General features: G+C 33.6%; 17 protein-coding genes and 1 tRNA gene. 6 read left to right on the plus strand and 12 right to left on the minus strand.

Features of this window, described 5'->3' with window-relative positions:
• Positions 1 to 18: 18 nt before the first annotated feature.
• Genes infB through rimP form a run of 3 tightly spaced genes read right to left on the minus strand, consistent with a single transcriptional unit; the run spans position 19 to position 4,669 of the window.
• Complete coding sequence (infB, locus tag ACRBBL_RS14300; protein WP_431369749.1) at positions 19 to 2,910, minus strand: translation initiation factor IF-2; 2,892 nt, start codon at positions 2,908 to 2,910, stop codon at positions 19 to 21.
• A gap of 48 nt (positions 2,911 to 2,958) precedes the next feature.
• Entirely contained in the window at positions 2,959 to 4,191 is a 1,233-nt protein-coding gene (gene nusA / locus ACRBBL_RS14305) for a transcription termination factor NusA (RefSeq protein WP_431369750.1), read from the minus strand.
• Positions 4,192 to 4,204: 13 nt separating this feature from the next.
• Entirely contained in the window at positions 4,205 to 4,669 is a 465-nt protein-coding gene (gene rimP, locus ACRBBL_RS14310; RefSeq protein WP_431369751.1) for a ribosome assembly cofactor RimP, read from the minus strand.
• Positions 4,670 to 4,821: 152 nt separating this feature from the next.
• Between rimP and ACRBBL_RS14315 the strand changes: the two genes are divergently transcribed.
• A complete protein-coding gene (locus ACRBBL_RS14315) occupies positions 4,822 to 5,646 on the plus strand; it encodes a universal stress protein (protein ID WP_431369752.1) in 825 nt (274 codons plus the stop codon).
• A 77-nt stretch (positions 5,647 to 5,723) separates the two neighbouring features.
• Here ACRBBL_RS14315 and ACRBBL_RS14320 read toward each other — a convergent pair whose 3' ends face one another.
• Entirely contained in the window at positions 5,724 to 7,109 is a 1,386-nt protein-coding gene (locus ACRBBL_RS14320; RefSeq protein ID WP_431369753.1) for a hypothetical protein, read from the minus strand.
• Between the two features lie 321 nt (positions 7,110 to 7,430).
• Here ACRBBL_RS14320 and ACRBBL_RS14325 point away from each other — a divergent pair, with 321 nt between their 5' ends.
• The 3 genes from ACRBBL_RS14325 (at position 7,431) to ACRBBL_RS14335 (ending at position 10,032) form a co-directional block, all read left to right on the plus strand.
• On the plus strand, positions 7,431 to 9,188 hold the full coding sequence (locus tag ACRBBL_RS14325; RefSeq protein ID WP_431369754.1) for a helix-turn-helix domain-containing protein: 1,758 nt from the start codon (positions 7,431 to 7,433) through the stop codon (positions 9,186 to 9,188).
• 121 nt (positions 9,189 to 9,309) lie between these two features.
• Positions 9,310 to 9,480: a hypothetical protein gene (locus ACRBBL_RS14330; RefSeq protein ID WP_431369755.1), complete on the plus strand. Its 171-nt coding sequence runs from the start codon at positions 9,310 to 9,312 to the stop codon at positions 9,478 to 9,480.
• 405 nt (positions 9,481 to 9,885) lie between these two features.
• On the plus strand, positions 9,886 to 10,032 hold the full coding sequence (locus ACRBBL_RS14335; RefSeq protein WP_431369756.1) for a hypothetical protein: 147 nt from the start codon (positions 9,886 to 9,888) through the stop codon (positions 10,030 to 10,032).
• 87 nt (positions 10,033 to 10,119) lie between these two features.
• Here the strand turns inward: ACRBBL_RS14335 and ACRBBL_RS14340 are convergent, their stop codons facing one another.
• From ACRBBL_RS14340 to ACRBBL_RS14360, 5 genes are all read right to left on the minus strand, one after another.
• Positions 10,120 to 11,520 carry a TolC family protein gene (locus tag ACRBBL_RS14340; RefSeq protein WP_431369757.1) on the minus strand — a complete coding sequence of 467 codons (1,401 nt, stop codon included), beginning with the start codon at positions 11,518 to 11,520 and terminating at the stop codon, positions 10,120 to 10,122.
• Positions 11,521 to 11,522: 2 nt separating this feature from the next.
• The gene (locus ACRBBL_RS14345) at positions 11,523 to 12,875 is read right to left on the minus strand and encodes an HlyD family secretion protein (RefSeq protein ID WP_431369758.1); all 1,353 of its coding nucleotides are present in this window, start codon (positions 12,873 to 12,875) and stop codon (positions 11,523 to 11,525) included.
• Positions 12,876 to 12,880: 5 nt separating this feature from the next.
• Positions 12,881 to 14,539 carry a peptidase domain-containing ABC transporter gene (locus ACRBBL_RS14350; protein ID WP_431369759.1) on the minus strand — a complete coding sequence of 553 codons (1,659 nt, stop codon included), beginning with the start codon at positions 14,537 to 14,539 and terminating at the stop codon, positions 12,881 to 12,883.
• Between the two features lie 507 nt (positions 14,540 to 15,046).
• A tRNA-Gln gene (locus tag ACRBBL_RS14355) sits at positions 15,047 to 15,119 on the minus strand.
• Between the two features lie 135 nt (positions 15,120 to 15,254).
• On the minus strand, positions 15,255 to 15,446 hold the full coding sequence (locus ACRBBL_RS14360) for a hypothetical protein (RefSeq protein WP_431369760.1): 192 nt from the start codon (positions 15,444 to 15,446) through the stop codon (positions 15,255 to 15,257).
• Positions 15,447 to 15,630: 184 nt separating this feature from the next.
• Between ACRBBL_RS14360 and ACRBBL_RS14365 the strand changes: the two genes are divergently transcribed.
• Both ACRBBL_RS14365 and ACRBBL_RS14370 read left to right on the plus strand, forming a co-directional pair.
• The gene (locus ACRBBL_RS14365) at positions 15,631 to 18,900 is read left to right on the plus strand and encodes a protein O-mannosyl-transferase family (protein ID WP_431369761.1); all 3,270 of its coding nucleotides are present in this window, start codon (positions 15,631 to 15,633) and stop codon (positions 18,898 to 18,900) included.
• 15 nt (positions 18,901 to 18,915) lie between these two features.
• Entirely contained in the window at positions 18,916 to 19,569 is a 654-nt protein-coding gene (locus ACRBBL_RS14370; RefSeq protein ID WP_431369762.1) for a polysaccharide deacetylase family protein, read from the plus strand.
• Here ACRBBL_RS14370 and ACRBBL_RS14375 read toward each other — a convergent pair.
• From ACRBBL_RS14375 to ACRBBL_RS14385, 3 genes are all read right to left on the minus strand, one after another.
• The gene (locus ACRBBL_RS14375) at positions 19,566 to 19,862 is read right to left on the minus strand and encodes a thioredoxin family protein (protein WP_431369763.1); all 297 of its coding nucleotides are present in this window, start codon (positions 19,860 to 19,862) and stop codon (positions 19,566 to 19,568) included. The genes ACRBBL_RS14370 and ACRBBL_RS14375 overlap by 4 nt on opposite strands.
• Positions 19,863 to 19,950: 88 nt before the next feature.
• Positions 19,951 to 21,258, minus strand: a complete 1,308-nt coding sequence (locus ACRBBL_RS14380; protein ID WP_431369764.1) for a metallophosphoesterase — start codon at positions 21,256 to 21,258, stop codon at positions 19,951 to 19,953.
• Between the two features lie 150 nt (positions 21,259 to 21,408).
• The gene (locus tag ACRBBL_RS14385) at positions 21,409 to 22,422 is read right to left on the minus strand and encodes a LamG-like jellyroll fold domain-containing protein (protein WP_431369765.1); all 1,014 of its coding nucleotides are present in this window, start codon (positions 22,420 to 22,422) and stop codon (positions 21,409 to 21,411) included.
• Positions 22,423 to 22,498 lie beyond the last annotated feature (76 nt).

Here is a 22,498-nt window from a genome sequence, read left to right on the forward strand (position 1 = left end):
TTTATACTTGTGTATATATTATTTCAGCTTTTTCTTCACTGCAACTTCTTGGAATGCTTCTACAATATCACCTTCTTTGATGTCGTTATAGTTTTTAACTTGCAATCCACAATCGTATCCTTTGCTTACTTCTTTTACATCGTCTTTGAAACGTTTTAAAGAAGCTAATTCCCCTGTAAAGATTACAACTCCATCACGAATCAATCGAATGTTAGAGTTTCTAAAAATCTTACCATCTGTAACCATACATCCAGCAATTGTACCAATTTTAGAGATTTTGAATGTTTCTCTAATTTCAGCATTACCTGTGATTTCTTCTTTCATTTCTGGCGACAATAAGCCTTCCATTGCATCTTTTACATCGTTGATAGCATCATAGATAATTGAGTATGCTCTGATATCAATTTCTTCTTTATCAGCAACCATTCTTGCATTTCCTGCAGGTCTTACATTAAATCCGATAATAATCGCATCAGAAGCACTTGCTAGCAACACATCACTTTCCGTAATTGCACCAACACCTTTGTGAATGATTTTTACTTCAATTTCTTCTGTAGATAGTTTTTGGAATGAATCTGTTAAAGCTTCAACCGAACCATCTACATCACCTTTAAGAATAATGTTTAATTCTTTAAAGTCTCCAATTTTGATTCTTCTACCAATATCAGATAATGTTGTTCTACGCTGCGTTCTTACAGATTGTTCTCTGAGTAATTGCGTACGCTTTGCAGCAATTTGTTTCGCATCTTTTTCATCTACGAATACATTGAACTTATCACCTGCTTGTGGCGCACCATCTAAACCAAGAATTGATACTGGCGTTGAAGGATTGGCAGTTTTCACTTTGTTACCACGCTCATCAAACATTGCTTTGATTTTTCCACTATGCTTACCAGCCAATAGATAATCTCCAATTTTTAATGTACCGTTTTGAACAAGAATAGTTGATACATATCCACGACCTTTGTCTAAGAATGCTTCTACTACAGTTCCTACCGCATTTTTATCTGGATTTGCTTGCAACTCTAATAACTCTGCTTCAAGCAATACTTTTTCTAATAAGTCATCAACACCTAAACCAGTTTTTGCAGAGATATCATGCGATTGAATTTTTCCACCCCAATCTTCTACCAACAAGTTCATTGCTGCTAGTTTCTCTTTAATTTTATCTGGATTTGCTGTTGGTCTATCAATTTTGTTGATTGCAAATACAATTGGAACACCAGCTGCTTGTGCGTGACTGATTGCTTCTTTTGTTTGTGGCATTACATCATCATCCGCAGCAATTACAATAATTGCGATATCGGTTACTTTCGCACCACGTGCACGCATCGCCGTAAAGGCTTCGTGACCTGGTGTATCTAAGAATGTAATTCGTTGTCCACTTTCAAGCGATACTCCATACGCTCCAATATGCTGTGTAATTCCTCCTGATTCACCTGCAATAACATTTTCTTTACGAATATGATCTAGTAGCGATGTTTTACCGTGATCTACGTGACCCATCACCGTTACAATTGGCGCTCTTGCTGATAAATCTTCTGGTGCATCTTCTTCTTCCTGAATAGCTTCTTCAATATCTGCTGATACGAAGTCTACCGAGAATCCAAATTCTTCTGCAACTATTGTTAAGGTATCTGCATCTAGACGCTGGTTCATGGTTACCATGATTCCCAACATCATACATTTAGAGATAATATCATTGATACCAACATCCATCATTGTAGCAAGTTCTCCAACAGTTACAAATTCTGTTGCTTTTAATACTTTGCTTTCTGCTGCTTGTTGCTCTAAATCTTCCTCCGTTTTCTGCCTACGGATATCACGCTTGTCTCTACGATACTTAGCACCTTTTGATTTGCTGCTTTTCCCTTGAAGTTTTTCAAGCGTTTCACGTACTTGTTTTTGTACTTCTTCTTCTGTTGGTTCAACTTTAACCACAGGTGGTTTACGGTTTCCTCCACCTCTTCGGTTTCCACCACCTCGGTTTCCGCCTCCGCTTCCACCACCTTTGTTTCCAAATCGGTTGTTTCCACCAGAACGGTTGTTATTATTATTTCCACCAGAACCAGTTTTAGAAATACGCTTACGCTTCTTTCTTTTATCTGCTTCCGATTCTTTTTTAGAATCTTCTTTCTTCTTTTTCGTTTTGTTAAACTGAGTCAAGTCAATTTTTTGACCTGTCATTTTTGGACCAGAGAGTTTTTGGTATTTTGTTTCAATTACCTTTTTCTCAGGTTCTGCAGCAACAGGAGCAGTAGGAGTAACTTCTGCTTTAACCTCTTTCGTAGCAGCAGGCTTCTCTACAGTTTTTTGTTTTGGCTCAACTTTTTGAACTTGCTTAGGCTTTGAAAATTTTGGCCTGTTAGAAATTACTTCAGGTCGCTGCGGCTTCTTCTCATTTTTATTATGTGAAGGCTTTGGTTTCTCTGGCGCTTTTTCTTCTTGCTTTGGCTTAGACTTTTCTTGAACTTTTTGCTCAGGAGCTTTTGGTGCTGGCTCTGCTGGTGCTGGCGCAGTTTCTTTCTTTTCCGTAGACGATGTATCTTTTTGAGGGTTTAGATCTATTTTTCCAATCGTTTTCGGTCCAGATAAGTTTGCTTTAGCACGCACTACTTTTTCACGCTCTTCACGTAAACGTTGCGCTTCTTCTTGCTCTTTTACAAGTTGTTCTCGCAATGCTTCTTTCTCCTTCCTTTTCTCTTCTCCAAGCTCTTTAGAAGCTACTTTTTTACTCTTGTCGGTCTGGAAACCATCAAGTAGCACATTGTATACTTCTTGCGATATTTTTGTCGTTGGTCTTTTTTCCACAGAAACCCCTTTCTGCGTCAAGAAGTCGACAGCTCTATCGATCGAAATATTTAATTCGCGTAGTACTTTACTAAGCCTTATTTTGTTCTGTTCAGCCATAAGCTATTTTAAATTTTACCCTCTTTTTAAATAAAAAACTGCTTTTGATTAATCTTCGAACTCCTCTTTTAGAATTCGTATTACTTCCCCAACAGTTTCTTCCTCTAAATCCGTTTGTTTTACAAGGAAGTCCATTTCTTGATCTAAGACACTTTTTGCAGTATCTAAACCTATTTTCTTAAATTCTTCTATTACCCAAGCTTCAATTTCATCAGAGAACTCAGTTAATTCAACATCTTCTTCAACACCTTCACGATATACATCTATTTCATATCCTGTAAGCTGTCCTGCTAATCGAATGTTAAATCCACCTTTACCGATTGCTTTTGAAACTTCTTCTGGTTTTAAGAATACTTCAACACGCTTTGTTTCTTCGTTAATTTTTAACGAACTCACTCTTGCTGGACTTAAGGCACGCGTTATATATAGTTGTAAATTTGTTGTGTAATTGATTACATCTATATTTTCGTTCCCTAACTCTCTCACGATTCCATGGATACGAGAACCTTTCATTCCCACACATGCTCCCACAGGATCGATCCTATCATCATAAGAATCTACAGCTACTTTTGCTTTTTCACCTGGAATTCTTACTACTTTTTTAACTGTAATTAATCCGTCAAAAACTTCTGGAATTTCTTGTTCAAATAATTTTTCCAAGAATTCTGGCGCCGTTCTCGACATGACAATCATAGGCTTATTTCCTTTTAAGTCTACTCTGTCAATAATTCCTCTTACATTTTCTCCTTTACGGAAGAAATCAGATGGAATTTGGTTTTCTTTTGGCAACACGATTTCGTTTCCTTCATCATCTAACAAAATAACTGCTCTGTGTCTAATGTGATGCACTTCTGCAGTATATATGTCTCCTACTAAATCTTTAAATTGCTTATAGATTGTTGTATTATCGTGTTCGTGTATTTTTGAAATTAAATTTTGACGTAGGGCTAAAATTGCTCTTCTTCCTAAGTCGATTAATTTTACTTCTTCAGACACATCTTCACCAACTTCAAAATCTGGCTCAATTTTTCGTGCTTCTGCAAGCTCTATTTCTTGATTTGGCTCTTCTACTTCTCCATCTGCAACTACAATTCTGTTTCTCCAAATTTCTAAATCTCCTTTATCGGGATTTATAATGATGTCAAAATTGTCATCTGATCCAAATTTCTTTTTTAATGCATTTCTAAAAACATCCTCCAATATCGCCATTAGCGTTACTCGATCTATTAGCTTATCGTCTTTAAACTCTGAAAACGAGTCAATCAATGCTAGATTCTCCATGACATGTCTTTAATTAAAATGTTACCATAACTTTTGCTTTTACAATATCTTTATAAGGTATTTCCAGTTCTTTTTGAACTGTCACTTTTCCTTTTCCAATGGGTTTTGGCTCGCGCGCTTTCCATTGTAATTTTATTTTTTCATCATCGGCAGTTACTAAAGTACCTTCTACTTTTGAACTGTCTTCGATAATTACTTCTAGTTTTCTACCCACATTTTTCTTGTATTGACGAATGTGTGTAATTCCTTCAGAGATTCCGGAAGAAAATACTTCTAAAGAAAAATCTTCTTCTTCTCTATCTAGGTTATGCTCAATATGTCGACTGACCTTCATACAATCGCTTAATGTAACTCCGTTATCGCCATCAATCACAACCACAATCTTGTTTCCAGCCTTTATTTCCTTGGAAATTAAGAACAACGAAGACTCTTCTTCTAGTACTTCTTGCAATAATTTTGTAACCTTTTCTTTAAACATTTTTAGTATGAAAAGAGGGGACTTATGTCCCCTCATTTTTAGTCTTTACTTCGTATAACGGTGCAAATATACACATTTTTTCTAATCTTAAAAACTATTCAACTAAAGGTTTTTATTTGTAACTTCCATGTATCTATAAAAATGTATCCGTAATGAAAAAAATTCTTCTTCCAACCGATTTTTCAGATCAAGCTGAATATGCACTAAAAGTAGCTGCTTCTTTAGCGAAACAAAATGATGCAACTATTTACTTGTTGCACATGTTAGAGTTGCCTACACATTTTTTATCTGGCGATACTAATGTAAATGTACCCGAACAACTATTGTTTATGAAAATTGCGAACGAACGTTTTGAAAAAACGATGGCGCAAGATTTTATGAAAGATGTCAACGTAGATATTACTGTAGAAACACATAAAGCTTTCGACGGAATTACACAAGCAATTCGTCAACACGAAATTGACTTAGTTGTTATGGGATCAAGTGGTGCTTCTGGATTGAAAGAAATGTTTATTGGATCAAATACAGAGAAAGTTGTACGTACTGCTGATGCACCAGTTTTGGTAATTAAGAATCATATTGAAAATTTTTCTGTCGCTAATTTTGTATTTGCTTCAGATTTTTCCGAAGATCAGAAATTAGTGTTTGAACAAGCAATTGATTTTGCAAATAATTTTAATGCAAAACTTCATTTACTGTTTGTAAACACTCCTAACCGTTTTGTAACTACCGATGCCGCCGAGAAGAAAATGAAAACCTTTATTGATGGCTTTGATGAACTTGGCGAGCATGAATTACATATTTATAATGACAGTAAAATTGAAACGGGAATTTTGAATTTTTCTCGTTCTATCGATGCCGATTTAATTGGAATGAGCACACACGGAAGACAAGGATTGGCGCATTTCTTTAATGGAAGTATTAGTGAAGATTTGGTAAATCATTCGTTGCGACCTGTGATTACTTTTAAGATATAATTCTTTTAAATATAGAAAGCTGTTCGATTTGTAATGTATTACGCATCGAACAGCTTTTAACCTAAAAACTTATTTTTTTATCTTTCGTTGTGTTGTACATCTACAGCTGATGCTGGATGGTAGATAAATCCTCCAGAACCAATATCGTGGCAATATTCAACGATATATTCTCCAATTAGATCATCGCCATTATTAATAGTAAAATCGATTGGCAATTCTACATCAATAATATCAAACACTTTAAAACTCAACTTTGTTTCAAAGTTTTTTGTGCGTCCTCCATCTGACTCAAAACATACTACTTTCATACGGTTTCCATCTGGCTTTGGGTTTGTAGTACTAGCATGAGGATTCCAAATGATGGAGCTAAAATTTGGGTAAAACCAAGTATCGTCACCAGTTACTTTTGTGATTTGACCAGTGCGAATGTAACTTAGCGCCGATCCACTTGTTACTACCGCACCATTTTGAATGGTATAATTAGCTCCATCTGCCCATATAATTACAAAGAACCATTCTCCTTTACCGGCTAAGAATCCGTCGTAATCATCAGTTGTTCTGAATCTCCATAAGTTTTCTGTTCCATTTTCGCAGTCGCGCTCACAGTCTTCTCCACACGGTGTTCCAGATCCTGGCGTCCCTGATCCTGGTGTTCCAGACCCTGGACTTCCTCCTCCTGTATTTCCGCCTCCTACATATGGATCGTCATCATCTCCTGGATCTTCATCTCCTATAAATGGACTTCCATTATCATAAAGTTTAGAGTTTGGAGGTTCAATAGATCCTGCATTTACTACAACCGATCTTCCATCATCATAAGTAAATAATACAGCACTGCCTCTATCTGACTTATCCAATCCGCTTGTTGTTACTCCTTGATATACTTCACTATTTCGTACTACAAACGACTTTTCATAACGATATACAGATAATAATTCAGTATGCATCACTCCATTTTCATAATAGTGAACAACTTCCATTGGATCGCTATCGTCAAAGTTATTATCAACATACACTCGGTTTGTAAATGTTTTTGTGTGTCTATCTCCAGCTAACAGTACAGACATTCCAGGGTTCACATTTAAAAACTCTTTGATATTTACATTTGACTTTGCTTCATCAATATTTGCCAAAACTTGATTTAATGATTTCCCTGAAAAATCTTTCATTTCAGATTTCCCTTGCATTCCTACAAAAAATTCTTGTTCGTAATATCCGCGTTTTTCTAGTCGCAATGCTTCTTGCTGCAATAGATCATTCATATTATCATGCTTATTAATTGCAATAGACATTAATCGTGCATATTCAAATAATGCTTGGTGTTCTACAGATTGTTTACTGACGTCTATTTTATCTAATGCTATTGGATCGTTTTCTGCATCAAAAGCTTCATCTTTAGAACATGAATTCAAGCCTACAATTAATAGTGACAAGAAGAATAACTTTATATACTTTATTTTCATAATAATTTAATTTATGGTTTTTTTTCGTACTCTTTTATTCTATATAGAACTTAGGATTTTCCGAATGACTCCTTTGTTTTTCATATATACTTTAGCTAGTTAAGCAGTGTATATGAAGTGTTGCAACAGGGTAAAATTAGGTTTGTATTTTGAGCTAAAAAAGTGTTCTATTTTGCTTTTTATGAATTGCAGCTATCAATTTATAAATTGACAGATTCTATTTTTTAAACTTTTCTTGCGAATTTACTGTAACGTTATTAACAAAAAAACTACTATATTTAGACAGAGCCATTCACATAAAGTTTACGACTACTACCTATTATGATGACTAAATTTACTCAGAAGTATTTCTCTTTTACATTAGCAAATACACTGCTTTCCTCCATATTTTTTTTCTTCTGCGCTTTTTCTTTTGCACAGCAAGAATTTAAATTTAGTATTCCTGATTCGCTACAATCTAAATCTTATAAAGAGTTGAAAGCTGCTTTTGATGCAGATCGAAAAGATTCTATTCGACGATTTATTTATGCTAAATCCTATATCGCAAAGGCAACAAAAGCTAACATTCCTTTAGAAATGACCAAAGGGTATGAATTGCTAGGATTTGCCTATGATCATAATTATAAGAAAAGTTTCACCTTTTACGACAAAGCTATTGAGATAAGTAAGGATTTAAAAAACATGCGCTATCCTGCTATTTTATACACATATAAAGGAGCCATTTTATCTGAGAAAGGAAATTATAAAGACGCATTAGAAAACCACTTGAAAGCTATTGAATATGCAGAAACCAATAATAATATAGAATTAGTATATGTTAACAAACACAATATAGGAATTCTAAAACGACATTTAGAGCTGTATGATGAAGCATTGCAAATTTACAAAGAATGCTATGAATATGAATTGAACAACCCAAACCGAGATGAACTTGATTTTTTAAATTCACACTTCTCTATTGCAGATATTTATATAGAAACGCAAGCAATAGATTCTGCCATAATTTATAACAACAAAGGATACAATTTAGCACTCAAAAGCAATGATCCTTTAATACTTCAAATTTTCACATTAAATAAAGGAATTATTTTTTTTCATCAAAAAAAATATCCAGAGGCCATTAAACTTATAAAGAACTCAATGAGCATTTTGGAAGGAAATATAGAAAAACGAGTCGTTATCAATGGGCTTTTCCATATTGCAAAAGCATATGATTCGCTACAACAAAAAGAAGATGCCATTTTACATTATAGAAAAGTAGACTCTGTTTTTACAGCACACCCATACAATATTTCATCCAATATAATGAATACATATAAAGCTTTGTATAGTTACTATAAAACAAAAAAAGACAAAGCGAATGAAATCCTTTTCATTGAGAAAGCATTACTTGCTTCCGATATTAATAAAAAAGACTATAGAACATTAAGTAATAAAATTATAAAAACATTTGATCGTAGAAAGCTTATAGAAAAACAGAAAAAATTGAATGAAGCATTGAATCGGAAAGATAAAAAATATGTGACATTTAAAATTATTGCTTTGATCGTTTTTTGCATCTTCATTTTTGCGTTAACTGCATTTTACACTAAACAACGACAAATAAAAAAACGATTTCAAGAGTTTGTTAGAAATCACGAAAAAGCTATTGAAACACCTAAACAACCTATTAAGATTGTTAATGAAGAAGCTACTGAAATTGGTCTTGGTAAAGATGTAATTGATCAACTATTAACATCATTGAATAATTTTGAAGTAAAACATGCGTATATAAAACCAGATATTACATTACCCAGTTTATCTAAACGTTTCAAAACTAACTCTGCCTATCTTTCCAAAGTGATCAATACTTATAAAAACAAAAAATTTGCTGAATACTTGAACGATTTACGCATCGATTATGCAATTGACAAGATTCAAACAGACAAACACTTTCGCCTATATACTATTAAAGCAATTGCATTGGAAGTTGGCTTTAATAATTCACAATCTTTTGCAAGAGCTTTTAAAAGAAAAACAAACATTCAACCCTCAGATTTTATTAAACAAACTAAAAATATTATTGAGATGAAAGCATAATCCTATAGGTACAAAAATAAAACGCATGCAATTTATAAATTGCACGAAACACAGCACAAAACACACATTAATTCCTGTAAACTTATAATACATTTACATCAAATCACAAAATTATTTGACTATGCGTAAAACGAAAAAAAAGCAGTTAGTATTACAAAAATTTAGTATTGCTACTTTAACAAAATTGGAAAGTATTAAAGGAAGATCCGTTGGATCTGGTGGAAGTATGGGAGGCAATTCTGAATTAACATGTACTGGTCCAAAGACGAAACCAGATACTGATTGCACCTGACCTGAAGTAAGTTGTTAAGTTATATTTCTACAATATTTACTTAAAAGCAATATCTTTCTTAAAGAAGATATACACTGATTATTATGAAATTGAAAAATCCCAGTTGTACGACTGGGGTTTTTAGTTTACAATTTTTCCACATATACTTTTATAACATATTTGTCATAATATTGAATAAATTGGCTTTGGTTGCGAAGCATTTATTTTCTCCTAAGACATACAGATACTTACACTAGAAATTGATTTATACAACTCACAATCAACAATATGAATTTTCAAACAAAAACTTGTATTCACTTTTTTAAATCTCATTAAACAACTGAAAAATATGACAAAGCGATTAGGAAATGTCAGAGTTTTTTTTAAAAAAAGTTATCTTTAAAGAAATCTTAAAACTATTTGATCATGCGTAAAAAAATGAAAAAACAATTAAAATTACTAAAACTTAATGTTGCTTCTTTAACAAAATTGGATTCAATTAAAGGAGGCGATGAGAATTATGAAGAAAAAACAAAACCTAGAACTCGTGATGGAGTTGCTATTTGTCAATAAATTAATAAATTTCTTTGAAACAAAGCAACAGTATTAATCTATATATATAAATCCCAATCAAACTCGATTGGGATTTATATATTCAAATTACAACACATTCGCCATAATATTGAACAAATTGGCTTTGGTAGTAAAGTATTTATTCTCCAAATCAATAGCTTTTATTTTGTTTTCTATGAGTTTTGCTTCGCGCGAATTAACTAAGAATAACGAACTTTCTCCCAAAAAGAATTTACGCTCTTCCGCTTTGAGCATCACTTCATAATCATTTACCAATTCTTGTGTGAGTTGGTTTTGGATTTGATAGGATTCTATTTCTTGCGAAACTGCATCAATTTTGTTTTTTAGATTGACACGTGTTGTTGTGCGTTCAAATTCGACATCTTGCAGTTTTAGTTTTGCCAAGCGCAAATCTCCACGTTCTTTTCGTAAGAATAATGGAACACTTATGCTGAGTCCTGCTTTGTAATTCTGTGTGTTAAACGTTCCTGTTTCATCAGGTGTTTGCGATAAAAAGTTGTACTGCAGATCTATTTTTGGCAATAGATTGTTTTGCTTTAAACGCTTGTTGAGCAATAGACTTTCATATTTTAAACTGAGCGATTGAATTTTAGGATGCGCTTCTACATCAAAATCTTCACTATCAAACCCAGTTACGTTTAAAATATCGTCAATGCGATTGAACGTTGTCGTATCTGGCTGAATTGATGAACGCAATTCTACAGGCGTATCATTATTCAACCATAAAAAATTAGACAATTCTAATGACGATTTTATATACTTGATGCGCGCTTTTTCTAAATCGAGTTTTCGTGTATTTAAGGTTAATCGTGCTTCTAGCGTATCAATTGCAGCTCTTTCACCTTCTCGATAACTTCTTTTGATTCCATTAAAACGCAATGTCGCATTGGATAGAAACGATTGATACACTTCACGATTTCGAAACGATTTTAACCATTTAAAATATGTAATTGATGCTTCATACAAAATTTCATTGACTAACAACTGCTGATCTGCTTGTGCTTGCCGTGTGAATAGTTTTGCTTGTTTCAACATTGCCATTCGCTCATTAATCAACAATCCTTTTGCTAAAGACACGGAAACTCCTGCGCTGTACAAACCATCAGTTGGTACACTAAATTCTGGATTTAAGAACTCACCAGTGTTTTCTTCAAAGTTTGCTTTAAATTCTACACCATACCAGGTTGGAATTTTAAATGTTGCATTGAGTTTATCGTAGTATTCTGTGTTTTTGAATTTCTTGCGATCATAATCGACTTCCAATTTCGGATCAAACGCACCACGCGCTTTTAACAATTTGGCTTCACTTTCGTTAATGATCAAATTTGCCTGTTTCACAATAGGATGATACGTTTTTACATAGCCAAGATATTCATCTAAAGACAATAATGAATCTAACGGATTATCAATTTGAGCAGTGACATTTCCACTGAAAAGAAAAATAAGGAACAGAAAAATATATCTCATAATTACTTTTTCTTAATTGAATTGTTTTTGCCTTTTGGCTGATAGTAATTTGGAGGAAAACTATTTAGTTGTCGCCAAAGCTCAAACCAAATCGGCACATCATTTAATAAGGCAATTGTTTTTGCTCCTGAACCTACACGAATTGCTGTTGGCCATTTATGATCGTTTTCATCTGGTGCAAGCAATATTCTGTATTTACCGTTTTCACTGATGAAATTTTCAACAGCAACCACTTTTGCTCCATAGGTTCCGTAAGAAACATTTGGCCATCCACTGAATACTATTGCTGGCCAACCATCAAACTGCACACGTACTTTTTCGCCGATATGAATTAGTGGTAAATCAATTGGACGCACATAACTTTCTACAGCCAATTCGTACTTCGCAGGCATAATACTTACCAATTTCTCGCCCGCCTTGAACGTTTCTCCAATTCCACCTTTTAAAGCTTTGTTGATAAAACCATCTTGCGGCGCTAAAATGTATAATAACTCGCTTCTTACTTTGTAATTTGTGTACTGATTTTCTAGCTTAGTTACTTGTGCTTCTGTATCAAATTGACTCGATTGTGCCGTAAACATATTACTTTGCGCTTTTGAAACTTTATCTGCATACGCCGCTTTGGTGCGCGACAATTCTATTTTCGCATTGATGATGTTATTTTTATTTGCCAAGTACTTATTTTCTATTGAAATGAGTTTCGCCTGAGTTTCTTGCAGTTTTAAACGCTTTTCCTCTACATCTTTTACCGCTTTTAGACCTTCTTTTTCCAAAGTTGCCGTTCGGTCATACTGACGCTGTGCAATTTCTTCATTTATACGCGCTGCTTCTACATCAATACTATCTCCTTTAATTTTTAGTTGTGCTTGCAAAAGCTTGTTTTCTGTTTGCTCTAATTTTAAATCTCTTTCGCGCAACAAAGCACTCACTTGACGTTCCAACGCACTGATTTTACCTTTATAGGCAGTTACCGAAGAAGATTTCGCTTTGATTTGATCGCCAGTTCTTTCCACCAATTTATTGTCAAAATATTCACTTTTTACTTCTGATATTTTTAAAATGGTATCTCCTTTATGAATCGAGTCACCTTCTCGCACATACCATTGTTCAATTCGCCCTGGAATTTGTGATTGAATGGTTTGCGGACGTTGATCTGGTCGTAATGTAGTTACTTGCCCTTGTCCAGAAATGTTTTGTGTCCACGGAAGAAATAATATAATAATTACAATTACTGCAAATACAAATAAGAACCTATTTAACTGCTTGTAATATTTTTTATTAAAGACACGCTTTCCCGATGCGTACTCCGTAAGTTTCACCTTTTTATTTAGCTGATTGTTTGAAATGTTTAGCATGTCTGTTATTTTTTAATTTCTCCTTTTTCTAGTGTAATCAATTCTCCACAATGTGTTTTCCAGCGTTCGTTGCTACTGACAACAATTAATGCCCACGGATTTTTCTCGTCCGTTATAAAGTCAATAATCTTATTGCTTTCATCTACATTAAATTGATCTAATGGATCTTCCAGAATTAATATTTTTGGCTTTTTGATAATTGCTCTTGCCAATACTATTTTCTTAGAAATGTTATATGAAATCTGTTTCCCTTCCGGATTTAAAATAGTTTTCAATCCTTGCGGCTGTTCTTTTATAAATTGTGTGAGTCCAACTTTGTCCAATGCCCAAAAAATAGATTCGTCAGATACATCTTCGTTTCCAAATGCTAGGTTTTCTCGAATTGTTCCTTCAAATGGTGTTTCTTCAGAAAGTGATAATCCTAAATGCGATCGGTAATGATTTAGATGCAAACTTTCCATCGCATACGAATTCACATAAATACTTCCAGCTGTTGGCGCAATAACACCCGCAATAGTTCTTAACAAACTCGATTTTCCAGAACCACTTTCACCCTGAATAAGGATTCGGCTTTTCGGCGTGATTTTAAAAGAGATATTATTCAAAATTGATTTTTCTCTATTGTGTACTCCGTAAGCAACCTTATCAAGCTCAATGTTCATTTCTTTTGCAAAGTTTGGCTCTTCACCATCTTGCTGCTCTAAACCCTTATCAACTACTTGTCCCAATTTTTCAATAGAGGTTAATACGTCATAGAAAGATTCTAAACCAACAATTAATTTCTCTACAGAACCGATAACTAATAGAATGATAATTTCTGCTGCAACAAATTGCCCAATATTCATTTCCTGATTCAATACCAAAGCACCACCAATTAATAACAATGAAGCTGTTACCAATACTTTAAAAGATATCATTTGAATGTACTGCAACACCAATACACGAAAGTGACTTTCTCGTGCTTTTAGATATTCTTCTACCAATACATCGTTCTTTTTTAATGCTAGACTTGTATTTCCTGAGAGTTTAAAACTTACCATTGTTCTGGCTACTTCCTGAATCCAGTGTGCAACTTTATATTTGTTTTTAGATTCGTCTAAGCTTGTTTGCAAACCTCTTTTTGCAGTGTATTTGAATGCCACAAAGATGAGCGCAACTAACAATACCCCGAAAATGATAAAAAATGGATGGTAGAATGATAATAAGATCAACGCAAATAAAATTTGCAGCAAAGCGGATGGCACATCAATCAATATTTTAGAAAGTCCTTTTTGAATTGTTAAGGTATCAAAGAATCTGTTTGCTAACTCTGGCGGATAGTAATTACGTAACTCGTCCATTCTGATTTTTGGAAAGCGATAACTCAACTCAAAAGAAGCACGCATAAAAATACGTTGTTGAATGGTTTCAATAATTCTCAATTGCATTAACTGTAATGCTCCAGAGAACACAACTCCTAGCGTAACTAATATGACAAGCACAACCCATGAAGTTGATACTTGCGCTCCTTGTATTAAATTTATTATGGACTGAATTCCCAGCGGTAACGACAATGCTACAATTCCCGCAAAAACGGCATAATAGAGAATTTGAAGAATATCCTTCTTCTCTAATTGAAGCAAGCCAACAAAACGCTGCCAAGGTGATAATTGTGTATTTGCCATAGTATATACTTTAAAAAAGTGTTGTCTTTTACTGTTTTTTCACATATAAAAAAGTCACTTTTAATATTAACGAACGCAAATATAATAGTATTACTATTAACATTGCATATAAGAATATCAATATTAACATTTAAAAAACATAAAATACTAATTATCAACTATTTAAAGTTTAGTGAATTTAAAATTTTAACAAATAGTCCTGAAAAAATTGATTAAAAGGGTGTTTTTTTTGAAGCTTTACACTAAAAAAATGCTGGTAGAGCGATTTAAAATATTGAAGGACTTTGAGATAAACTACTGAAGAAATTTATGTGACTGCACTTTGGAGGCAAATAGAAAAAAGAAAATAATACAAATAAAAAAGCCCCTTTCATATTGAAAGGGACTTTTGTTGGCCCACTAGGGCTTATCTCGACATGGCTCGACATAAACTTCTCGCCTAAACTTTGTAAATCATAGAAATACCAAAAAAATAAAAAAGCTCCTCTCAATATGAGAGGAGCTTTGTTGGCCCACTAGGGCTCGAACCTAGACTCTTCTGGACCAAAACCAGACGTGTTGCCAGTTACACCATGGGCCAATTGTGTAATGCGGTTGCAAATTTAAAACAAAGTTTGACAAGTGCAAACATTTTAATAAAAAAAACGAGACAAATTTTAAAATTTATCTCGTTCTCATTGTTACATCAAATAAAAATTGATTTTAAAAATTCCTATTAGCAGCCTAATGACTTAATAACTGGTGGTTTTGGACAACCAATTTCTGTCTTAACTTTACACCAAACTGGCGTTGTTTTACATTCTCTTTCAGGATTTGTAAGTCCATTTCCACCTACTGTTGTTTTTAAAGTATTTAAATCGACAATACTTTTCTTTTTTAACTCTAATTTTCCAAATTGCTTTTTCATAACTAATTGTTTTTATGTTAATACTTATTTTTAAAAGTAATAATTACTATGATTAGCAGTGAAAAAAATACATAAGCGTTAAATTTTGGCTTTAGATTGTGGTTTTCTTAACGTTTTCCAAAAAAACACACTTGGTACATTATAAATTCTTAAATTCGCCGTTAGTCTTATTAAAAGGAATTTCATGACGTCTCTGAACTTTAAAAAATGGAACATCATCTTAGGATGGATAGTTTTTTTAATAGCACTTATCACTTTTAGCTTAACTGTAGAACCTACAGCAAGTTACTGGGATTGTGCCGAGTATATAGCAACTTCTGCAAAACTTCAGGTAGGACATCCGCCAGGAGCACCATTTTTCCAAATGATGGGTGCTATTTTTGCCACCTTTGCAACTGCACAGGAAGAGATTGCCAAAATGGTAAATTACCTGTCGGTATTTTCAAGTGCGTTTACTATTTTATTCATGTTTTGGTCTATTACCAACTTAGTGCGTAAGATGGCACTGAAAAGAAGAAATGAAAACGAAGAAGCTCCAGAGTTTACAATGGCAAAGAAAATTGCTGTTTTAGGAAGTGGTTTAGTAGGTTCGTTAGCATTTACATTTTCAGATAGTTTTTGGTTCAGTGCTGTAGAAGCAGAAGTGTATGCAATGGCAATTTGTATTATGTCTGTACTGTTTTGGTTAGCTTTACGCTGGGCAGACGAAATGCACACACCACGTGGGAATAAATGGTTGATTTTAATTTCATTGGTTGTTGGGCTTTCTTTTGGAGTACACTTTATGGGATTATTAACCATTCCTGCAATTGGAATGATTTATTTCTTTAAGAATTATAAAGTAGTTACAATTCAGAATTTTATAGTCGCCAATGTAGTTTCTATTGGAGTTTTATTGTTTATTTTTAAGCTATTACTACCTAATGCTTTACGCCTATTTGGATATTTGGAAGTATTTTTTGTGAATACGTTTGGAATGCCTTTCAACTCAGGTTCTATTATAGCTGCACTATTGGTTATTGGTGGTTTTTATTATGGTTTAAATTATACTCGAAAGAAAAATTTACCATTACTAAACACTATTCTACTTTGTACTATTTACATTTTAATAGGATTTTCTACTTGGTTGATGATTCCAATTCGTGCCAACGCAAATACAATTATTAATGAAAATAACCCTTCAGATGCGCGTTCGCTCTTAGCATATTATAACTTAGAACAATATCCAGAAACACATTTGTTGTATGGACCAATGTATACGGATATTTATGGCGGACTTGATGCAGAAGAACCGTATGTTGACGATAAACCAAAATATGAGCGTGATTACAATTTAGGAAAATATGTAATTGTAAATCAATGGAAAGGTGCTAGACAGAATTCTGATAGCAACCACAGAGGTTTTTTACCACGAATGTGGAGTTCCGAACATGCAGAAAATTATATGGAATATAGCGGATTGCTAGATTTTGAAATAAATCCGAGATTTAGTAGAGATCCTAGAGCTGTAGATTTTGTTGATTCACTCCGAATAAAAATAGAACGAAATGCCGTCACCGCGGAAGAGTTTATAGAATATATAAAATCAGATGTTATTATAGTTGAGCCTCCATCATTACTACAAAACATTGATTACTTAATCAATTACCAAATGGGGCACATGTATTGGCGTTATTTCATGTGGAACTTTGTTGGAAGACAAGATGATATTCAAGGAAAACTTGACAATCATGGAAATTGGCTCAGCGGAATTAAGCTTATTGATGAATTGCATTTAGGAAGATCACAAGACAATCTTCCATCGGATGTTTTGAATAATAAGGCACGAAATACATACTACTTTTTACCATTACTTTTTGGAATTTTTGGGTTTGTATTTTTATTAACTCGTGGTCAAAAACAGTTTTGGGTGTTGTTTGTATTCTTTATGTTTACAGGATTAGCCTTGAAACTATACTTAAACGAACGTCCTTTTGAACCTAGAGAACGAGATTATGCCTTAGTAGGATCGTTTTATGTGTTTGCCATGTGGATTGGATATGGCGTCTACGCATTGTTTGACACCATAAAATCTTATGTTGCTAATAGAACCGCTGTAGCAGGTTCACTAACCGTTATTGCATTGTTAGCAGTTCCTGTATTAATGGCAAGTCAAAACTGGGACGATCATGACAGATCAAATCGTTATACTGCACAATCTACCGCAAAAGCTTATTTAAATTCTATTCAAGAAGATGTTGGCGCTATGATTTTCACCATTGGTGATAATGATACGTTTGCACTTTGGTATGCACAAGATGTAGAAGAATATAGAACTGACGTACGAACAATTAACACCAGTTTATTAGGAACAGATTGGTATATAGATCAAATGAAACGCAAAGCTTATAAGAGCGAAGCTGTTCCATCAGAAATGATACATGACCAATACAAACATGGAACACGAAATTATATTCGTTACCATCCTAATCCTAAGTATCCAGATAGTACCGTTTGGGAATTAGATCGTTTTATGAATTGGGTGTTAGATGGTAAAAAAGAGTCAAAATACGGATACGTAGTTGACGAATTATATCAATATCAAGAAGAAATACCAGAAAGTCAACGAAACGTTATTTATTATCCTGTAAATAAAGTGCGTGTTCCTGTAAATAAGGAAAATGCGAAGAAGTATGTTGACCCAAAAGATTACGATAAGATAGTAGATTATATAGATATCGAATTGCCAAAATCTGCGATTTATAAGAATAGCTTGATGATGCTTGATATCTTAAATCAAAACGATTGGAAACGTCCAATTTACTTTACCGGTGGAAGTTTTGATAAAGCCGAATATATTTGGATGAAAGATTATCTTCAACTAGATGGCTTGGTCTATAAACTAATCCCTATAAAGACAGAATTTCCGAATGAACTTGATATGGGACGCGTGAATTCTGAACTGATGTATAAGAATGTTATGAAGTGGGATTGGGGGAATTCTGGAAGCGACGATATTTATCACGATCCGCAAACGCGACGTCAAAGTATTTCGTACCGATTGAATTTATCTAAATTAATAGAACAATTAATTATTGAAGGTAAAAATGATAAAGCAGAAAATGTAATCGACTTAGCTTTTGAAAAAATGCCTGTAAAGTATTTTGATTTCTACGGATTGAACGAACCGTTTATTGATGGTTATTTCAAGATTGGAAAGACTGAAAAAGCACTTGAACAATACAATGCGATAAAAACAAAGTATCTTGAATATCTAGATTATTACAAAGGAGTTTCTTTGAGTCAGAAGTATAGAGAGGTTGATGATATTTATATGAATTTGCAGAAATATAAGAGCTTAACAGAGTTGTTAGAAATCAACGATCAAGATGAGTTATTAGAGAAAGAATTGGAAATTCTCCAACAGTATGCTGCCGAATTCGGACCAATTTTCAGAAGCTTCAATGGAGAGTAATATAACACTGCTCTGATGAAATTGTATACTGCAAAAACTCCCAAGCTCGTTAAATGGTTATTTCCATCACTAGTTTGGGAGTTTTCAGTTTCTAAGAAACAACTCTTCCTTACTTTTGATGATGGACCAATCCCTGATGTTACGCCTTGGGTTTTGGAACAACTTGCCACTTATGACGCGAAGGCAACTTTTTTTTGCATTGGAGATAATGTACAGAAACACCCCGAAATCTTTAAGGAGCTCATTAAAAACGGACATGCTATTGGTAACCACACGCAACATCATGTAAACGGCTGGAACGCTTCTAAAGCAACTTACATTGCAGATACAATTCATGCACAAAAAACAATAGAAAACAATTTAGATAATTCAGCGGAAGCGACTCCACTTCTATTTCGTCCGCCATACGGTAAAATTACACCTCAACTTTCTAAAAGACTTAAAAAATTAGGCTATAAAATTATTATGTGGGATGTATTGAGCGGTGATTTTGACAAAAGTTTATCACCTGAAAAATGCCTTTCAAATGTAATTGACAATACAGAAGCAGGAAGCATTATTGTGTTTCACGACAGTTTGAAAGCATCTAACAAACTACAATATGTGCTTCCAAAAGTATTGAAGCATTTTCATGAATTGGGCTATACGTTTGAGCGTATCCCTTTTTAAACGTATTCAGAAATTAATCCGATCAAAGTATTGGCATCTTGCTCTCCGCTTTGTCTCCACACCATTTCTCCACTTTTGTAGATCATTAATGTTGGAAGTCCTTTAACGCGTAAAGCTTCAGCTAATTCTTTGTTTTTATCAACGTCTATTTTTATAACTTTGGCACTATCGCCAACAGCTGCTGCTACGTCACGTAACACAGCATGCATTGCTTTAGATTGCTCATTCCATTCTGTGTAAAAATCTAACAGAATTGGAATATTTGCACTAATTAATTCACCAAATTTAGACATAAGCGAATGTTTTTATTTTTATTAGATCACTATATTTTTAACTAAAAAAGCAGCAACCCTCTATTACAAATGTACTATTTTCTTGCGATTATGCCACTTTCTTACGTTTTTTCAACTCTATCACTGTAATTTCTGGCCAAATTCCAACACGTCCAGGAAACGCCAATACACCAAATCCGCGGTTTACATGCAGGTATTTTCCAGCTTCTTCATACAAACCTGCCCAGCGTGGATATCTGTATTTTACAGGACTCCATTTAAAGTTTAAAAACGGAATTTCAATTCCAAACTGCATTCCGTGCGTATGTCCAGCAAGTGTTAATTGAATTTTTTTATCGAAATCAATAATATTAGATTCATCAACGATATCAGTTGGACGAATGACATCTTTCCCGTTTTTATCTTTTGGCATGTCCATTTTTTTGTAATCAAAATGTGAAGGATCATGCGAAAGCAAAATATTGAATTCTCCATCTTCTACACATTCTGTTGCTTGTTTTAGACTTCCTTTTTTTGGAAAGTGACTAGATGCACCCCAATTTTCAACACCTAAAATATGTAGCTTTTCACCATTTCGTTCTAAGGTTTTTTTATCGTTCTGCAATAAATTAAAACCAACAGCTTTATGTACTTCTTCTATTTTTTTATGATTTTCCTGAATTTCCTTTTTCGTCTTATACGCATAAAAACCATAATCGTGATTCCCTAGCACAGAATACAAACCATCTTTTGCTTCCATCCGTTTAAACGTATCAATCCAAGGATGCATTTCTTCTGCCACAGCATTTACAATATCGCCAGTAAAGAGAATGACATCACTTTTTTGTTCGTTGATTAAATCGACTGCATATTCAACTTTTTCTTTGTTGTCAAAACTTCCTGCATGAATGTCTGAAATTTGCGTGAGTTTATAGCCATCAAACGCTTCTGGAAGATCGTCAAAAAACATCGTATGCTTGATGACTCTAAAGTCATATCTACCTTTAAAAACTCCGTATAGAAATCCTGCGAAAGGAATCGCCGCAATTCCAAGTGCTAGTTGGCTGATAAATTTTCTTCTGCCAGGTAAGGCTTCTGAAATTGTTCCTGTTTGTTGAAAGTAATTAAATAAACCGACGAAAAATCGGAAGATGTCTTCTATAAATAAAATAGCAAATACAAATAGTTTTGGCACTGTGAGCGTAAGCAACATTGCAATGGCATACCCAGTACTCATATTGAAACGTCCCGCACGTTGTGAACCGCTCATTTGATAGAAAAAGAATCCATATACCAACACCATAAAAATCCAAAAACCAATAAGGATAAATTTATTACTTGTTAGTGTACGAATGGAAAAGAAAGTATACAGTTCTAGAATGAATACTAGAACGATGGGAATTATAAATCGTAGCATTTATTAAATTTTAACAAATTTAATTCTTCTCTGCAAAAGGATTTTCTCTTTTAGAGGAACTTTAACATTATGAGGCAATTAACAGTAAAACCTGTAGCTAGATATTATACAAACTACAGGTTCTTTATTATTTTAGACAAAGCTACTCTTTTAATTGAGCGTATATTCTTCAGATAAATAGTCTATCTCACATGATGTTAGTACTCGATTGTAGATTCTTACATCGTCAATTTTTCCATTGAAACCTTCATGAGAATTAGGCAACAAATTTCCAATGGTCATGTATCCACCATTCCATAATGGCTCTACATTATAATCTGCTGATACTTTTACCAAATCTCCATTTATATAAATTTTCCAATTCGTTCCATCCCAAGTAGAAACAATATGCGTCCACGTATTTAAACTTATGGTATAATCATTAAACCAAGCTCTATAGTACGTACTTCCTTCTGCAAAATGAGCATCTATCCCAACATTTGTAAGTTGTAAGTTAAAATCTCTATTAGGTGTTACTTTAGAAATTATGTTATTATGTACATTTAAGAAGTCTGGATTTACCCAAGCAGAGAGTGTAAATTCACTTAAATCATCAAAAGCTGCTACGTTTTCTATACTTATATAACTGTTGTTAGAAAAGTGATAAGCATTATCGTTTGTATTTGCTCCATCTGTAGTTAAATCAGCTCCATATACAACTCCGTGGTTGTCATTACCACTTTCATCGTTAGCGTTTCCAGAGAAAGGATAATATCCTAACAAACCAGATGACAAATCTTCATTAATAGTACTAGAAATAGTAACTGTAACTATATAAGTGTCATTGATAGTACCATCTGAGTTTAGTGTTACGACTGTAAGTTCATAAACTCCTTCCAAATCAACTATTGAGACATCAAGACTTGTTGCTATTGTAATTTCTCCTGTTACTGGATCAATAGTAAACATATTACTATCACTCCCCAATTCTAATGAAAATGTAATTGGTGTCGTTAAATTTGACGTAATAGTTCCTACAAAAGCTCCAGAAGCAGCTTCATCACAACCTAAGACTTCAAAATCTACCGCAACAGATACTATATTTACATCTTGATCATCATCATTAGCGCAATTGTAAAAAGTAAAAAATAAACCTATTAATAATAATAATTTAAAATATTTCATAATTCTTTTTTTTAGTAAGAACTAAAAGTACTTTTCTTGAACACTAATTAAAAATACATTTGTTGACAGTTCATAA

Origin of the sequence: Kordia sp. (assembly GCF_050633145.1) — a bacterium.
GTDB lineage: Bacteria > Bacteroidota > Bacteroidia > Flavobacteriales > Flavobacteriaceae > Kordia.

Coding starts and splice junctions, on each gene's coding strand:
- infB (WP_431369749.1), bottom strand. CDS start 2,910: ATGGCTGAACAGAACAAAATAAGGCTTAGTAAAGTACTACGCGAATTA.
- ACRBBL_RS14325 (WP_431369754.1), top strand. CDS start 7,431: ATGATGACTAAATTTACTCAGAAGTATTTCTCTTTTACATTAGCAAAT.
- ACRBBL_RS14375 (WP_431369763.1), bottom strand. CDS start 19,862: ATGTCTAAATTTGGTGAATTAATTAGTGCAAATATTCCAATTCTGTTA.
- ACRBBL_RS14365 (WP_431369761.1), top strand. CDS start 15,631: ATGACGTCTCTGAACTTTAAAAAATGGAACATCATCTTAGGATGGATA.
- ACRBBL_RS14350 (WP_431369759.1), bottom strand. CDS start 14,539: ATGGCAAATACACAATTATCACCTTGGCAGCGTTTTGTTGGCTTGCTT.
- ACRBBL_RS14315 (WP_431369752.1), top strand. CDS start 4,822: ATGAAAAAAATTCTTCTTCCAACCGATTTTTCAGATCAAGCTGAATAT.
- ACRBBL_RS14340 (WP_431369757.1), bottom strand. CDS start 11,520: ATGAGATATATTTTTCTGTTCCTTATTTTTCTTTTCAGTGGAAATGTC.
- ACRBBL_RS14330 (WP_431369755.1), top strand. CDS start 9,310: ATGCGTAAAACGAAAAAAAAGCAGTTAGTATTACAAAAATTTAGTATT.
- nusA (WP_431369750.1), bottom strand. CDS start 4,191: ATGGAGAATCTAGCATTGATTGACTCGTTTTCAGAGTTTAAAGACGAT.
- ACRBBL_RS14335 (WP_431369756.1), top strand. CDS start 9,886: ATGCGTAAAAAAATGAAAAAACAATTAAAATTACTAAAACTTAATGTT.
- ACRBBL_RS14360 (WP_431369760.1), bottom strand. CDS start 15,446: ATGAAAAAGCAATTTGGAAAATTAGAGTTAAAAAAGAAAAGTATTGTC.
- ACRBBL_RS14385 (WP_431369765.1), bottom strand. CDS start 22,422: ATGAAATATTTTAAATTATTATTATTAATAGGTTTATTTTTTACTTTT.
- ACRBBL_RS14370 (WP_431369762.1), top strand. CDS start 18,916: ATGAAATTGTATACTGCAAAAACTCCCAAGCTCGTTAAATGGTTATTT.
- ACRBBL_RS14345 (WP_431369758.1), bottom strand. CDS start 12,875: ATGCTAAACATTTCAAACAATCAGCTAAATAAAAAGGTGAAACTTACG.
- ACRBBL_RS14380 (WP_431369764.1), bottom strand. CDS start 21,258: ATGCTACGATTTATAATTCCCATCGTTCTAGTATTCATTCTAGAACTG.
- ACRBBL_RS14320 (WP_431369753.1), bottom strand. CDS start 7,109: ATGAAAATAAAGTATATAAAGTTATTCTTCTTGTCACTATTAATTGTA.
- rimP (WP_431369751.1), bottom strand. CDS start 4,669: ATGTTTAAAGAAAAGGTTACAAAATTATTGCAAGAAGTACTAGAAGAA.